At 69.2% G+C, this 14,838-nt stretch carries 13 protein-coding genes; 2 read left to right on the top strand and 11 right to left on the bottom strand.

From position 1 onward, the window contains the following. Nucleotides 1-168 precede the first annotated feature (168 nt). A complete protein-coding gene (locus tag C1933_RS10555; RefSeq protein ID WP_108753214.1) occupies nt 169-3,399 on the top strand; it encodes a YadA-like family protein in 3,231 nt (1,076 codons plus the stop codon). A 77-nt stretch (nt 3,400-3,476) separates the two neighbouring features. On the opposite strand, the gene C1933_RS20100 is transcribed toward C1933_RS10555, so the two are convergent. The 6 genes from C1933_RS20100 to pip all read right to left on the bottom strand — a co-directional run bounded on the left by C1933_RS20100 (nt 3,477) and on the right by pip (nt 8,427). Next, entirely contained in the window at nt 3,477-4,088 is a 612-nt protein-coding gene (locus tag C1933_RS20100; RefSeq protein ID WP_159093974.1) for a hypothetical protein, read from the bottom strand. A gap of 204 nt (nt 4,089-4,292) precedes the next feature. Beyond that, a complete protein-coding gene (locus tag C1933_RS10540) occupies nt 4,293-4,928 on the bottom strand; it encodes a response regulator (RefSeq protein ID WP_108753211.1) in 636 nt (211 codons plus the stop codon). Then, nucleotides 4,906-5,976: an ATP-binding protein gene (locus tag C1933_RS10535; RefSeq protein WP_108753210.1), complete on the bottom strand. Its 1,071-nt coding sequence runs from the start codon at nt 5,974-5,976 to the stop codon at nt 4,906-4,908. The genes C1933_RS10540 and C1933_RS10535 overlap by 23 nt, the downstream gene beginning before the upstream one ends. A gap of 73 nt (nt 5,977-6,049) precedes the next feature. Further along, nucleotides 6,050-6,787, bottom strand: a complete 738-nt coding sequence (locus C1933_RS10530; RefSeq protein WP_108749743.1) for an MgtC/SapB family protein — start codon at nt 6,785-6,787, stop codon at nt 6,050-6,052. A gap of 30 nt (nt 6,788-6,817) precedes the next feature. Continuing rightward, entirely contained in the window at nt 6,818-7,114 is a 297-nt protein-coding gene (locus C1933_RS10525) for a hypothetical protein (RefSeq protein ID WP_108753209.1), read from the bottom strand. 359 nt (nt 7,115-7,473) lie between these two features. Continuing rightward, nucleotides 7,474-8,427, bottom strand: a complete 954-nt coding sequence (gene pip / locus C1933_RS10520; RefSeq protein WP_108753208.1) for a prolyl aminopeptidase — start codon at nt 8,425-8,427, stop codon at nt 7,474-7,476. Nucleotides 8,428-8,506: 79 nt separating this feature from the next. Between pip and C1933_RS10515 the strand changes: the two genes are divergently transcribed. Next, a complete protein-coding gene (locus C1933_RS10515; protein WP_108753207.1) occupies nt 8,507-9,172 on the top strand; it encodes a TraX family protein in 666 nt (221 codons plus the stop codon). 4 nt (nt 9,173-9,176) lie between these two features. Here C1933_RS10515 and C1933_RS10510 read toward each other — a convergent pair whose 3' ends face one another. The 5 genes from C1933_RS10510 to C1933_RS10490 are packed head-to-tail and all read right to left on the bottom strand — an operon-like array spanning nt 9,177 to nt 14,838. Beyond that, nucleotides 9,177-10,526 carry an AMP-binding protein gene (locus tag C1933_RS10510; protein WP_108753206.1) on the bottom strand — a complete coding sequence of 450 codons (1,350 nt, stop codon included), beginning with the start codon at nt 10,524-10,526 and terminating at the stop codon, nt 9,177-9,179. Nucleotides 10,527-10,536: 10 nt separating this feature from the next. Beyond that, a complete protein-coding gene (locus C1933_RS10505) occupies nt 10,537-11,118 on the bottom strand; it encodes a hypothetical protein (protein ID WP_159093973.1) in 582 nt (193 codons plus the stop codon). Between the two features lie 2 nt (nt 11,119-11,120). Beyond that, nucleotides 11,121-12,089 carry a radical SAM protein gene (locus C1933_RS10500; RefSeq protein WP_159093972.1) on the bottom strand — a complete coding sequence of 323 codons (969 nt, stop codon included), beginning with the start codon at nt 12,087-12,089 and terminating at the stop codon, nt 11,121-11,123. Continuing rightward, entirely contained in the window at nt 12,086-13,870 is a 1,785-nt protein-coding gene (locus C1933_RS10495) for a VWA domain-containing protein (RefSeq protein ID WP_108753204.1), read from the bottom strand. The genes C1933_RS10500 and C1933_RS10495 overlap by 4 nt, the downstream gene beginning before the upstream one ends. Beyond that, complete coding sequence (locus C1933_RS10490) at nt 13,867-14,838, bottom strand: hypothetical protein (RefSeq protein ID WP_108753203.1); 972 nt, start codon at nt 14,836-14,838, stop codon at nt 13,867-13,869. The genes C1933_RS10495 and C1933_RS10490 overlap by 4 nt, the downstream gene beginning before the upstream one ends.

The following is a 14,838-nucleotide window of genomic DNA, read 5'->3' as shown; positions in this document are numbered from 1 at the left end:
GCGCACCCCGCCGCAACCTGCTGAATCACAAACCATTCCACGGGTGTATCCGGGCGCGCTTTAGGCCGCGTCCGATACGCCAGCGGGGGGCGCTTGCCTAGCATCCAGTCATGGCTGCAACGACCTGCTGCCTACCCCCAACGGGCGTCCCGCCCTCGGAGAACGACCATGAACTGCATCTATCGCATTGTCTGGAACGCGGCCACCGGCAAGTGGGTCGTCGCCTCGGAACTGGCCCAGGGCCGTCGCCGTCGCATGAGCGCGGGCGTTGCCGCCGTACTGCTCGCGATGATTGCTCCGAACGTGCTGGCCAACAACATCCAGCAGGCACTGTGCAATGCGCCGGACGAACTGCAGCAGGGGGCCTGCGTGGACCCGGCTGCGCTGCGTGGCGTCCTGCCGCTGGCCGCAACCGATGACAGCCTGCTGGTGGTCAACGCCGGCAGCAACGCCACGGCCGCCAGCGTCAATGGTATCAACATGATTGCCATCGGCAGCAATGCCGTTGCACGACCGGCCAGCAATGGCGCCAACAACGGTGCCATCGCATTGGGCAGCAATACGCTGGCCGCCGGCACCAACGCCGTCTCGATCGGCTACGGTGCCACGTCCGACAGCCAGAACGGCTCGGGTACCAGCGGCGCGACCTCGCTGGGCGCCAGCACCCGCACCACCTGGAACGCGACCGCGATCGGCTTCCAGGCCAATGGCGCCGGTACGGTGGTAACCGCATTGGGTTCAGCGGCGGTGGCCACGGGCGAGCGCGGCATCGCTCTCGGCCGTGCAGCGACGGCCAGCGGGCAGTATTCCTCCGCGATCGGCGCAGGTGCCCGTGCGACGCACGCCAACAGTGTTGCCATCGGCGCCGGTTCGGTCAGCCGCGGCAACGCCACGGTTGCCCTAGGTTCAACCACGGCACGCCGTGGCATCGAGAACATGGCCGATGGCACCCAGGACAATGACGCGGTCAGCGTGCAGCAGCTGCAGGGACTTCTGCAGGCGACCGGTGGTGCGTTGTCGGCCGACGGCACTGTCATCGCCCCCGGCTTCGATCTCGCCCACGGCGGAACCCATACCAGCATCGGCAGCGCGCTCACCGCGCTGGACGGCGGCCTGTCCAGCGTCGAAGTGTCGGTGAATGATCTGCACACGCGCGTCAGCCAGGGCACCATCGGCATGGTCCAGCAGGCCACGGCGGGCGCCGACCTGACCGTCGGCGCGGATCGTGATGGCGCCGCCATTGGCATGGCTGGAACGGCGGGTGCCCGCCGTCTGGGCGGTGTTGCCGATGCGGCCGCCGGCGACGAGGCCATCAACAAGGCGCAGGCCGACGCCGCCGTGGCCAGTGTGGCAGCGGCGCTGGGTGCAGGCGCGGGCGTGGCCGCAGATGGTACGTTGCGGGCTCCGGACTTCAATGTGCTGGGTGCCACCTTGCACAGCACCGGTGACGCGCTGCACGCACTGGATGCGGAAGACCGCGCGCAGCGTGCCGCACTGGTCGACCTTGGAAGCAATATGGTAGTCGCCCAGCGCTACTTCCAGGCCGCAGCCGGTGATCTCGATGCGCCCGCGACCACGGGCGGGATCGGTAGCGCGGCGCTGGGTAGTGCGGCGGCAGCAGGCGGCCAGCATTCGATGGCCCTTGGTGCCGACGCCCGTGCAGCGGGGCAGAGCAGCGTGGCCATCGGTGCCGGTGCGCGCGCCAACGGCGAGAATACAGTGGCGCTGGGCGCAGGCTCGGTTGCCGATCGCGACCAGGTGTTGTCGATTGGTGGCGGTACTGCGGGTGCGCGCCAGTTGATCAACGTGGCCAACGGCACTGACGCGACCGATGTGGTCAACCTGCAGCAGTTGCAGGCCACGGTCGCCGCCCTCGGTGGCGGTGCGCAGGTGGACGCGGCCACCGGTATCGTGACAGGCCCGACCTATGTCGTGCAGGGCAGCAGTTTCCACGATGCGGGTTCCGCGCTGGGTGCAGTGGACGGGCAGCTGCAGCTGCTGGACCAGCGCGTCAACCACAGCGAAGACGACGTGCTGGACACGCAGCGCCAGATCGATGCGTGGAATGACGGCGACGCAGGCCTGGTACGCCAGGATGCCGCCAGCGGCAACATTGCGGTGGCGGCTGGCCGTGCCGGTGGCGTGGTCGACCTTGCGGGGGCGACGGGCGCGCGGCAGTTGAAGGGCGTGGCTGCTGCCGATGACGCAACCGATGCAGTGACACTGGCACAGATGCAGGATGGCCTGGCGGCGGCGCAGCCGGAGGACAGCCGCTATCTGAAGGTCGATGGTCGTGGTGATGGCAGCGACGACGCGTCCATCAGCGGCGTGGCGGCGCTGGCCATCGGCGCGTCGGCGCAGGCCGACGGTGCCGCAGCCATCGCACTGGGGCAGGGCGCGCAGGCGTCTGCGGACGGCGCCATTGCACTGGGCGCAGGGTCGGTGGCCGACCGTGCCAACGCCGTATCGATCGGGAGTGATGGTGCCGAGCGCCAGGTCACCCACGTGGCCGATGCGAGCGACGACACCGACGCCATCAATCTGCGCCAGCTGAAGCAGGCGGGGCTGGTGGGCGACAATGGTGATGTCCAGGAGACGGTTGGCTATGTGGCGGGCAGCGATCGCAGCCAGGTGATGTTCGGTGGGGCCGCAGGCACCGTGCTGGCCAACGTCGCCGACGGTCGCGTACAGCTGGGCAGTCGCGAGTCGGTCAATGGTGGCCAGTTGTCGGCCATAGGCGAAGGCATCGGCCGCCAGTTGGATGGACTGCAGGATCGTGTCGGGGTTCTGGAAGGCCAACCGGGCGACGGGGCGGGGTCGGATCTGCCGTACTACGGCGCTACCGGCAACGAGGCGCTGGTGGCCAAGGGTGCGCCGGCTGAAGCCACGGGCCAGGGCGCCGTGGCCGCCGGTTCCGGCGCGCAGGCGAATGCAGACAACAGCGTTGCGCTCGGTTCCGATGCCATCGCCGATCGCGCTGACAGCGTGTCGGTCGGGCACGCCGGGGGCGAGCGCCAGATTGCCCATGTTGCCGCTGGCAGCGCCGATACCGACGCGGTCAACGTGGCGCAGCTGCAGGAGCAGATGGCGTCGGTGAATCGTTACACCGACCAGCGCGTTGAAGCGATGGAGCAGGCCATTGGCGCAAAGGCGTCGCACATGTCGCGACAGATCAATCGCGGTATCGCCGCCTCGGCGGCGCTGGTGCAGGTCACGCCTAATCTGCCGGGGAAAGTGACACTGAACCTGGGTACGGCGACCTACCGGGGGGAATCGGCCTTCGCGCTGGGTGTGTCGCGCTGGAGCCGGTCCGGTCGATTCAACCTCAATGCCGGTGTGGCCATGTCGCGGGGTGACCAAGCGTTGTTCAACATTGGCTTTGGCATGGCGTTCGACTGAGCCCAGACACATTGACGAAAAACGCAGAACAGCGCCCTCGGGCGCTGTTCTGCGTTTCGGTGCATGCGCTGTGTGGCTTATTCGGGCACGGCGCGCCAGCCACGACTGTCCTGCTGCAGGTTCAGAATGGCTGGGTGTAAGGCCTGGGACTGCGCGTGGCCAATACCGGGGAACGCTTCAAGCACACGGGGGTGCGTAGCCCACGGCGCCAGTTCAAGGTGGTAGCTGTACACCGCGCGACCGCGCACGAACGGCGGCGTGGTCGTTGTCCACTCGGTGACGGCATCCAACGCCTTGCGGCCCCAGCAGATGTCCTGCAGGGCCCGCGCCTCGGTGCCCATCAGCGTGGGTTGTTCGATGCTGCGCGTATGCAGATACGGGGTGGCAGCGTCCGCTGGAACATAGCGGATACCCATGACCCGATGGCCGTCCGCCAATGGATCCAGCTCCATCTCTTCGGACAGCAGCAATCCAAGTGCAGCCAGTGCGGCCGCCTGGCGGGCCTGTGGGCCTTCCTGGACGACATCAAGCGGCCATTGTGTGAGCCCCAGGCACAGCAGGTCGTCACGCTGCAGTGCGGCGCGCACGATGGGCGTGGGATCAGCATCGGAAGCGAGGTGTGCGGTCACGAGCAACGCCGCGCTGCAGGCCAGCGCAAGCAGTGCGCAGCGCCGAGGTTGGGCACGCATGGGTGCCTCCGGAAGCAAGAGTCAGCGGCGATGCTAGGTGTTGCGGCCGTTCGCTGAATTAGGACCGGTCCGGAATTGAAGCACCGTGGGCGTGCAGTGGCTTCGTAGCGTTGAGCGTGCTCGACGGCTTTTCGCGTGGAGCAGTCGAGCAAGCTCGACTCTACCGGTGGGGTTTTGGCGTGTGGCAGTCGAGCAAGCTCGACTCTACGGGCGTTCGGCGCTCAGGCGATCGTAGAGGCGGACCAGGTCGACCAGGGTGCGTGCGCCCAGCTTGCGCATCAGTTGGCCGCGCCGGACCTTGACCGTGATTTCGCTGACGCCCAGATCGGCGGCGATCTGTTTGTTCAAGCGGCCGGCAACCACGCCCTGGGCGACCTCGCGCTCGCCGGCGCTGAGGGTAGCCCAGCGTGCCTGCAGGGCGGCCGCTTCGCTGTGCTCGCTACGGCGCTGCCGGTCCTGCGCGATGCCTTTCTGGATGGCATCCAGCAACTGCTGGTCGCGGAACGGCTTGGTCAGGAACTCCAGCGCGCCGTCCTTGATGGCGTTCACACCCATGGCGATGTCGCCGTGGCCGGTGATGAACACCACCGGCAGGTGCAGGCCGTGGGCGGCCATCTGCCGGTGGAAGTCCAGGCCGCTCTGGCCGGGCATGCGCACGTCCAGCACCAGGCACGCCGGCGCATCGTCGCGCGCCGCGTCCAGGAACGCCTGGGTTGAAGCAAAGCTGCGCACCTGCAGCCCCATCGAGGCCAGCAGATCCTCCAATGCCGCACGCACCGAAGCGTCGTCATCCACGACGTAGACCACGGCATCGGGTTCAGTCTGCGCGGTGCGGGTCATGTGCGGCGTCCTCCATGGCAGGCAGTTCGATGATGAAGCACGCGCCGCCGCCACTGGCGCGCTCGGCGTGGATGCGGCCGCCATTGGCTTCCAGCATGCTGCGGCTCAGGCTGAGCCCCAGCCCCAGGCCGTCGGGCTTGGTGGTCCAGAATGCATCGAACACCTGTTCGATCGCTTCGCTGGGCAGGCCGGCGCCCCGGTCGCGCACGCTCAGGCGCACGTGCTGGTCGCGGGCGTGGGTGAGCACCGACAGGCGGCGCTCGGGCAGCGGCGTGTTGGCCATGGCTTCGATGGCGTTCAGCAGCAGGTTGCCGATCACCTGCTGCACCTGCACGCGATCAGCCAGCACCGTGGGCAGGGCCGGGTCGAGCAGCGTGGCCACGGTGATGTGCTGGCGCTCCAGTTCGGCTTGCGACAGGGCAAGCATGTCCTGCACGGCCTGGTTCAGGTCGAACACTTCGCGCTGTGGCGCAGCGCCGCGGGTCAGCCCGCGCACCCGGGCGATCACGTCACTGGCGCGGTGCGCGTCGGCCAGGATCCGCGCCAGTGCCTGCTGCGCCCGCTCCACGTTGGCCGGCTGTTGGGCCAGCCAGCGCTGGGCGGCCTCGGCACTGCTTGCGATGGCGGCCAGCGGCTGGTTCACTTCGTGCGCGATGGACGTGGTCAGCTCGCCCACGGTAGACGCACGGGCCACCCGCAGCAGCCGCGTCTGCGCGTCCTGCACGGCGGCCTTGGCCGCTTCCATCTTCAGCGACAGATAGGTGGTGATGCCGATGACCAGGATGCCGATGGCGGTGTTCACCAGCCCGATGCGATAGGCCCCGGCGCGGGTGAGCAGGAAGCTGGCGATGGTCAACGCGACGCAGGCCAGGGCCAGGCCCAACAGGGGGCGGGGCAGCAGCCGCCGCGACATGGCCAGGATCAGCGCGGCGTAGAAGCAGGCGGCAGCGACGGCATAGTCGCTGAAGGTGTCCACCAGGAAGATCGCCGCCATCGCGACGATCAGGGCCAGGTGGGCCAGCGGGCGGCGGAGCGGGGGGCGGGGCATCGGCAACGGTTCCCGGGCGGGCAGGCGCGAGGATAGCAAAGCGGGCTGGGGGCGCTGGTGGGGCGCGTGCACGTCATTCTTCCAGAGTGGCATTCCAGAACCCCTGCAACATGCCCGGTTGCGCCGCCAGTTCGGCCAGTACGGCGTCCAGTTCGGTTCCATCGACGGTGGTGGCGTAGAGCACCGCTTCGATTTCCACGTCGCGCTCGCCGAACGGGCGCTGGTCCACCGCACGCACCGGGTACTGGGCCTGTTCCAGCAACAGCAGCAGACGGTCCAGCACCTCGGCCTGCTGCTCGCGCTGGCACACCACGTTGATGGCGTAGGTTGCTTCGCTGAAGGCTTCCGGCAGCGGCTGGCGCTGGATGCGGTTGACCACCGGCCGCAGCAGGGTGTTCGAGGCGAGGACGAAGACGGCGGCCAGCAACGCTTCGGGGAACAGCTTCAGCCCTGCACAGGCCCCGACCGCGGCCGAACCCCACAGCGTGGCGGCGGTGTTCAGGCCCGATATCTGGGCGCCGTCCTTCATGATGGCGCCGGCACCGAGGAAGCCCACGCCGGAAATCACGTAGGCGACCACGTGCAGCGGCGAAGGCGTGCCGCCGTGCAGGCCGTGATAGCGCACGGCCAGATCGACGAATACCGCGGCGCTCACCGCGACCAGGGTGTTGGTACGCAGACCGGCGGTGCGCTGGCGCACCTGCCGTTCCAGGCCGATGGCGCCACCCAGCACGAAGGCGGTGGACAGGCTGAGCAGGGATGCCAGGGTGGCGCCGGCATCGAATGCCGGCAGGTGCAGATCGAGGTTCATGGGGTGTAGCCCTCCACGGATCGGAGCCGGTCATGAGTGATGAAGCACGAATGCGGCGACGCACAGCTGCAGGCGGACGCGCGGGCTGCTGCCGATGCACAGCGGCTTCATGGTTTCGCGCAGCGGCGCGGGCAGGTGGCGAAGTACGGTGATGCGTTCGCCCATGGGCAGCAGCGAAAGGGCGTCGGCCACCACGCGCGGTGAGCCCAGCGCCAGCGCACGCGCGAACAGCACCGGGCCGTGCTGCAGCAACTGGCTGCGCAGCGCTGGTACTGCGCGTTCGCCGATCAGACGGCGCAGGGTGATGTAGAGGATCTTGTAGGACATGGGCGGGCTCCGGGCAGGCGATGCCCGCAGCCCCGGTCACGCAACGTGATGCGAACCGGTTGCCAGGCACCAGCAGAGAGGGACAAGGGGGCAGGGCGCGCGCGCAGCGCACCGGACAGGATCGGGATCCATTTTCGACTCCGCAGTGGATGCAGGCCGGTATTGTCCGCCGCCGGCCGTGCCCGGCCTAGAGGCCCGTGGTACAGCGCGGGTATACGTGGGTATAGCCGCGCGTGCGAGGGGGGCGGGGTTTTCGTAGCGTCGGGCTTGCTTGACGGCTTTTGGCGTGCGGCAGTCGAGCAAGCTCGACTCTACGGGTGTGCGGGGTGGGCGCGGTGTGCGGTACGGGCGTGTCGGGGTCAGCCGGCGTGGCCGCCGAGGGCGGCATCGGTGGCGCGGATCAGTGCATCGGTGGTGGCCGCTTCGGTGGCGCTGTGGCCGGACAGCACCATCTCCAGCCGCGCTTCGGGCCAGGCCTGGGCCAGCTCCCAGGCGCTGCGCGCGGGGCAGATGATGTCGTAGCGGCCCTGCACGATCATGCCGGGCAGGTGACGGATGCGATCGATGTTGCGCAGCAGCTGGCCGTGTTCCAGGAATGCGTTGTGGCGGAAGTAATGCGCTTCGATGCGTGCCTTGGCCAGGGTCTGCTGCGGGTCTTCATCGGATACCGCGTTGACGTCGTGCAGCAGGGTGGCCGCGTTGTCTTCCCAGCCCAGCCAGGCCTGCGCGGCGGCAATGCGAACGGAGAGGTCCGGGCTGTCCAGGCGCTTCCAGTACGCCGCGATCATGTCGCCCCGTTCGTCTTCGGGAATGAAGGCCTCGTAGCGTGCCCAACGCTCCGGGAAGATCCAGCGGGCGCCGCCGTCGGCTTCGGCGAACCAGCGGTTTTCTTCAGCACGGCCCAGATAGACCCCGCGAACGATCACCCCGGTGGCGCGCTGCGGGTGCGCCTGCGCATAGGCCAGTGCCAGCGTGGACCCCCACGAGCCACCGAATACCAGCCAGCGCTCAATGCCCAGGTGAACGCGCACCTGCTCGATGTCGGCCACCAGGTGCGCGGTGGTGTTGTCGCGCAGTTCGCCAAAGGGCGTGGAGCGGCCACAGCCACGCTGGTCGATCAGCACGATGCGGTAGCGGGCCGGGTCGAAGAAGCGGCGGTGCACCGGCGAAACGCCCGCACCGGGTCCACCATGCAGGAACACCACGGGCTGGCCCTGTGGGTTGCCGCATTCTTCGATATGCAGCGTGTGCAGGGCATCCACGGCGAGGCTGTGCTGGCGGTAGGGTTCGATGGACGGATACAGGGTGCGCATGGCGGTGCCTCACGTGCAGGACGCACAAGCATAGCCAGCCGTGGCAAGATTTTGGGGCGTAACCAGGAACCCAACACCCATGCAGGATGCAACCACAGCCCCGACCACCGTTCCCTACGTGCTGCCCAGCGGCGCGCGTGAGGCGTTGAAGTGGCTGGCGCTGCTGTTGATGACCGGCGACCACGTGGCCAAGGTGGTCTATGGCGGCTACCTGCCGCTGGTGAGCGAGCTGGGGCGTATCGCGTTTCCGCTGTTTGCGGCGGTGATGGCCTGCAACCTGGCCCAGCCCGGCGCAGACCTGGGCAAGTCGATCCGCCGCCTGGCGCTGTGGGGCGTGCTGGCGCAGCCGGTGCATGCCTGGGCATTCGGCGGCTGGCTGCCGGTGAACATCCTGCTGACCTTCGCCTTGGCGGCGCTCGCCATCCAGGCGCTAGCACGGAATCGACCGTGGTCGCTGTTGCTGGCCGCGGGCGTGCTGCCATTCTTCGTGGATTACCGCTGGGCCGGCGTGGGGCTGGTGCTGCTGTGCTGGATCGCGTTCCGCCACCGGGTGTGGTGGCTGCCGCTGCCGGCGCTGGCCGCGCTGTGCTGGTTCAACGGCAACGCGTGGGCGCTGCTGGCGGTGCCGGTGCTGTGGCTGATGGCACGCTGGCCCTGGTCCATTGCGCGCACGCGCTGGTGGTTCTACGTGTACTACGTCGGGCATCTGGCGGTGCTGGCGGCATACGCGCAGCTGCTGCGCTGAGCGGCTACTGCGCGTGGCTGCCGGCAAGATCGCTGCTGTACTGCAGCACTTTGTCGTCATGCTGCAGCGGAACGACCTGTACGGGCTGGCCGACCAGCGCTGCGGCCAGCCGCCGTGCAGCGTCGTCGGCATGCTGCAGTTCGGCCGGCGGCAGCGACAGCTGTACGCTGCCATCGGCGTGCTGGTGCACGACGAATCGTGACAGCGGCAACAGCGCCAGCGCATGGGTGAGGTCGATGTTGTTGATCCACTGGCCCTGCGCGGTGCGGTAGCGCAAGGGGCGGCGCCCCTGCAGCCCGACAATCATCGGGGTGTCACCGGCCATCGCCAATGCGCCGCGATCGCCGGTGCGGTAGCGCAGCAGTGGCAGGCAGAAGTTGAAGCCGCCGCTGAGCGTGATCTCGCCGGTCTGCCCGAGCGGTAGTGCGGTGCCCTCGGCATCCAGGATTTCCACGTACATGCCCGGCTGCAGCAGCACGTGGCCGCCGGCCTCGGCATCGAACACCGCCAGCGGCCCGGCCTCGTTCATGGAATACAGATCCAGCACCGGGCAGCCGAAGCGCTCGGCCAGCTGGGCACGCAGCCCGTGCGACAAGGCCATCGACACCGACAGCAGCGCACGCGGGCGGTGCTGCACCGGCAACTGCAGCAGGGCGGCGAACGAGATCGGATCGCCAGCGATCACCTCCGGCTGCATCTGGTCGATGTAGCGCGCACGATCATCGGGATGGCGCCAGTCGTCCGGGTGCAGGTTGATCTTGGCTAGCCCCGATTCGCCCATGCTGGGGGTGACCGACACATAGGTGAAGCAGCGCTGCTGCATGCCCAGCAGCATCACCCCCATCTGCCCGGCGCCGTGCTGCAGGGTGAGGCCGAAGCGGTGCAGCGCGCGCTTGTGGTAGGCCAGGTAGCGCGCGGCCACCACCGGATGCGAGGGCAGCACCAGCGGATGACCGGTGGTGCCGGTGGTGCGGAAGTTGATCATCCGCTGCAGCGGCACCGGGTCGGGCACGAAGCGGGCCACGTCGGCGGCCAGGTCGCCGCGGTGCACGCTGTGGATGTCCTGGAACGCTGACGGGCGACCCAGTGCCCGGTAATGCGGCACCTGGGCGAAGGTATCTGCCACAAACGCGTCCAGCCACGGCGGCGGACTGCCGGGGTGCCAGTCGAACCGCGCCTGGGCGATGTCGCGTTCGTAGCGGCGCAGCGCGGCCACTTCATCGGCCAACAGACGGTTGCCGCTGGCGTTGCGGAACAGCGGCGCGGCCGGGTGTTCGCGCATGTGCCGCAGCATTGCGCGGCCGGCATCGCTCAGGGTGGGGTAGCGATCGGCATCGGTCGGTTCGGTGTTCATCGCCACCGGGTTACTCGCGCGTCCACTTGTCGGCCGATTCTTCGGCGGCCTTGCGCGCCAGCGCCTCGCGGATCGCACGGGCGCGCGCTTCGGTGGCGCGGCTGGCGTCGAGCAGGCGCTGCCGTTCCACGCCACTGATGCGGGCCAGGCGGTCGGCGGCCTGGGCGGCGGTTTCCCCGTCCGGCAGCAGGCCCAGGCGGGCAATGGTGGTGCGCGCCAGTTCTTCGCGGCGGTCGGCCTCGAACACGAACTGATCGGCCGGGGCGCTGGCCGCCAACGCGGGGATGGCGTCTGCGAACAGGCCTTGCCAGCGCTCCTTCTGCAGGGTGATCTGCTGCCAGTGCGGGTCGGCCATCAGCCAGGCGGCAACGGCGGCCACGCTGAGCTGGTTGGCGCCCACGCCCGGGAGATCGCCGGACAGGGTGGCACGCAGTGCGGGCGGCAGGTCCAGGCCGTGCTGGGCGAACACATCGCCGACCACGGCTGCCACATGCACGCCGCCCTGGCCCGCACGGCGCGGCACGGCGAGGAAATCCGGCGGGGTTTCCAGCAGGCGGCGCAGCAGGACATCAAGGTCGGGGCCAGCGGTCATGGTCATGTTCCGAATTTTGCAAACACCTGGGTGGAAGGACAATCACCGCAGACCGCGGCCGGCCTCTGCAGGCGCTGTTGCCGCAGCCGCTCGCGCAGCGTATCGAGGTCGTCGGGCTGGCGCAGGTCGCGGCTGTCGATGGCGTGGGTGTCGACGGTGAAACTGCAGGCGCCGATGCGGCCGTGTTCGTCGATGAACAGGGTCGGGCGGCGGGCCTCGCAATCGAGCACCGGCAGCGCGGCGCCGATGGCGCTGGCATGGAAGCGGTCCAGGTAGGCCGGCTGGGCATGCAGCTGCACGCCGCGCTCGGCCAGTTGAACGGCCAGCGCGGGCAGGGCATGACGCAGCTGTGCCACATCGGCGGCCGTCAGCGCGTGCTGGCGGTGAAACAGCGGGCGGTCGCGGCCACCCAGCTGGTTGAAGGTGATCTCATCCACGCCCCACGCGGCCAACTGCAGGCACAGATCGGAGAAGTGTTCGAGGGTGGGGTGCATGAGCACCACGTTGGCACGCAGGCGCGGGCGGTTCTGGTTTCCGCTGGCGTGTAGGCCAGCCAGGGCGCGGATCGCCTGTTCCAGCCTGCGCGCACCGCCGGGCCAGCCGCGCAGCGCATCGTGCACGGGGCCCGGGGCATCGATGCTGAAGGTGATCTCGTCGAAGGCCTCGGCCAACGCCTGCGCAGCACCCGGTTGCCAGGCGCGGGTGCCGTTGCTGGTCATGCTGATCCGCAGGCCCTGCCGACGCAGTTGCTGCGACAGCGGCAGCAGGCCGGGCCAGAGCAGCGGCTCGCCACCCAGCCAGCTCAGCAGTACCGGCTGGCCGCTGCGCAGCTGGTAGCGCACGAACAGGTCCGCGACACGCTCGACTTCAGCGGCTGGCATGTGCACGCGGGGCTGGCGGACACGGCGATCGTAGGCACAGAACCCACAGGCCAGGTTGCACAGCGTGGTCAGCCGCCACAGCACGATCACGGTCGTGGACCCACCGGGCCCGGCGCGTAGTGGCGCTGAGCAAAGACGCGCGCGAACTGCAGCAGATCCGCCATGTCGCGCACTACATGGATATCCCAGCCGGCGTCGCGCGCGCGCAGCAGGTCGGCGGTCCAGCCGGTGGCCGCGGCATCGGCCAGGTATGCCGGCAGCGGGCTGTACAGGTTCAATGCCATGGTGCCGCCGCCGCGCGCGGCCTGCAGCGCGTGGCGGGCGATGTCCCAGCCGCTGCCACCGCGCTCGTCCTGGTCGAACATGGTGGTGATGCCGTCGTCGGAGATGTGCAGGATGTGTACGGCGCGGTCGCGCGGCGTGCGTGCGGCATAGGTGTCGCGCAGGCGATGGATCGGGAAGGCAGTGGCGCCGCCGAAGTACCCGGTCAGCACGTGCAGGATGGGGTCTTCGGCGCGCACGAAGCCATCGGTATGCAGGTGCTGGTGGGTGCCGCTCCACAGCGTGGCCTGCACGCGCGCGCCGGCCCGCAGTGCCGACAACGCAATGATGGCACCGGCCAGGGCCAGGTAGGAGGTGTGCTGCTGCGGGTTGGGCATCGAGCCCGAGCTGTCCACGTAAAGATCCAGATCAATCGGTTCGGTCGCCGGCTCGCGGCCGGGCGCGAGCCCGTACACCCGCTGCACGGTGGTGACCCCGGGGATGACGTGCGGCGATTGCAGTACCGACTGCAGCCAGTCCACCGTATCCAGTGCATCGCCCGGCTCCCACGGTTCCAGGCCTTCGGGCAGTGCTTCCAGTGCCTGCGGCTGTGGCGCGCTGGGGTAGCGGATCAGGTGCGGAAGCGCGCGTTCGCGGTAGTAGCGGATGGCGATCTGGTGGTCATCCAGATCCAGCCCGGCCGCGCGCAGGATCTGCCCGTATTCGAACGGTTCGCGCATCTGCCCGCGCGAGGTGGCGGCCGCCGTATCCTGCGGTGCTTGCGCTGGGCCCGCTTCATCGGCCTGGCCGGTGATGAGCGGGTCGTGTGCCGGGTGCAGGACCGGCGACAGCTCATCGTCATCCAACTGGCCCAGGCCCGCTGGCTGGCTGCCGTGGCCGGCGTGCTGGGTGTCCATCAGGGCGTCCAGCCGTGCATCGGTCTGCGCCTGCAGCAACCAGGGCAGCAGCAGGGTCGCAAAGCGCGTGGCACCGGCCATCCAGTCGTTGGCGTAGACGCGCACCACCCGCGCGCCCAGCCACGCATCGGCGTGCACGGCCGCATCGTCCGGGGAGCCGCCCAGCGCGCCGCGCGGCTGCTGCCACAATTCCTCGTAGATGCCCATGTACAGCTGCCAGACCGTGGATGCCGGCTGGGTGGCCGCCTGCGCCAGGCGCCGGTAGATGGCATCCATGTGCAGGCCGTTCTGGCGCTGCAGGCGGTCGTTGATGAGCAGGTCGGTGTAGAGGTTGGCCACCATCGGCGCGTGTGCTTCCAGCGTCGGCAGTGCGCGCCGGATACGGGCCAACATGCGCGCATGGTCGCTGGCGGTGGCCGGGGCCAGTACGTGGTGGCCGATCTCGTGCGCCAGGATCTCCACCGCATAGGGCTGCAGGCCGAGCTGCTGCACCTGCTCAAGATCAATCACGATGCGCTGGTCGGCCAGGCGGATGGCGGCGAAGCTGCCGGTCAAGCCCTCGGCAGCGGCCTGCACGTGCGAGTCGCACAGGCGCGGGTCCTGCAGGCGGGTGAACCGGCTCCAGGCGGCCAGTGCCTGCGGCCACGCCTGCTGCCAGGCGAGCAGGGAACCGGGAAGCGGTGGCGGGTTCATTGCGGTGGCAGCACGCGCAGCGCATGCGACCAGGTTGAGAACAGGACGATGCCGGCGTCACCGGCCACCGCCTGCACCTCATGGCGTGCAGCTGCGTGCGGCAGGTGCTGTTCGGCCAGGCGCGCGGCGGTGGCGGCCGGCAGCGTACCGGCCGGCGCCGCATCGAACTCCTCTGCATGGGCCGGCAGCAGGGCGGCACCGAAGGCATCGGCCAGCAGCAGGAAGTGTTGTTCGCCGCTGCAGATGACAAAGCCCTGCGGCGTGGCCCGCACCAGCGGAGGCGTGCTGAACGACCCACCAAGACCAGTGAAGGCGCCCGTGCTGTGGCCGACCGCGGCACTCGGCGCTGGGTGGTACCAGCGGTCGGCGCGCAGCCGCGCGGGCAGGTCGTCCACGCTGACGGCAGGGGCGCCGATGATCGCGGTGGTCACTGCGAGCGGAAGGCTGTCCAGTTGCTGCAGTACCGGCTCACGCAGCTGCGCCATGCCCGCGCGCCAGGCCGCCAGTGCGCCCAGGTCGCGCAGCTGCTGCACGTTGCTGCACTGCGCACCGTGTGCGGCCACGGTGGCAATCCACGCGTCCACGCGTACGCCGGGTTGCTCGGCCATGCGCAGTACGGCGTTGGCCACGGTACCCAGCACCGCCTGCGGTTCACGCCGCAGCAACGGTGCCAGCGCGGGCGCCAACGTGCACCAGGCCGCATCGACCCAGGGCAGGCGCGCACGCGGCCCGGCCTGGCCATGGGCCACCAGCTGCAGCCCCAGTTCGAAGGCCACCTCGCACACCTGGGCGGTGCACGCCGGGTCTTCGCCGTCCACGGCCTGGCACAGCGTATCCAGGGTTTCGTGCACGAACTGACTGAACGCGGCCAGGTCCAGGCTTGGCCAGCGGTGGCGTGCATCGGCCACGGCCTGGTTGAACAGCGCACGCCGCGATGCCAGCAGCGACGCCAGAGTGGGCGACACCAT

It is taken from the genome of Stenotrophomonas sp. ZAC14D2_NAIMI4_6 (genome assembly GCF_003086875.1).
GTDB lineage: Bacteria > Pseudomonadota > Gammaproteobacteria > Xanthomonadales > Xanthomonadaceae > Stenotrophomonas.
This window is presented reverse-complemented; position numbering and strand designations above follow the sequence as displayed.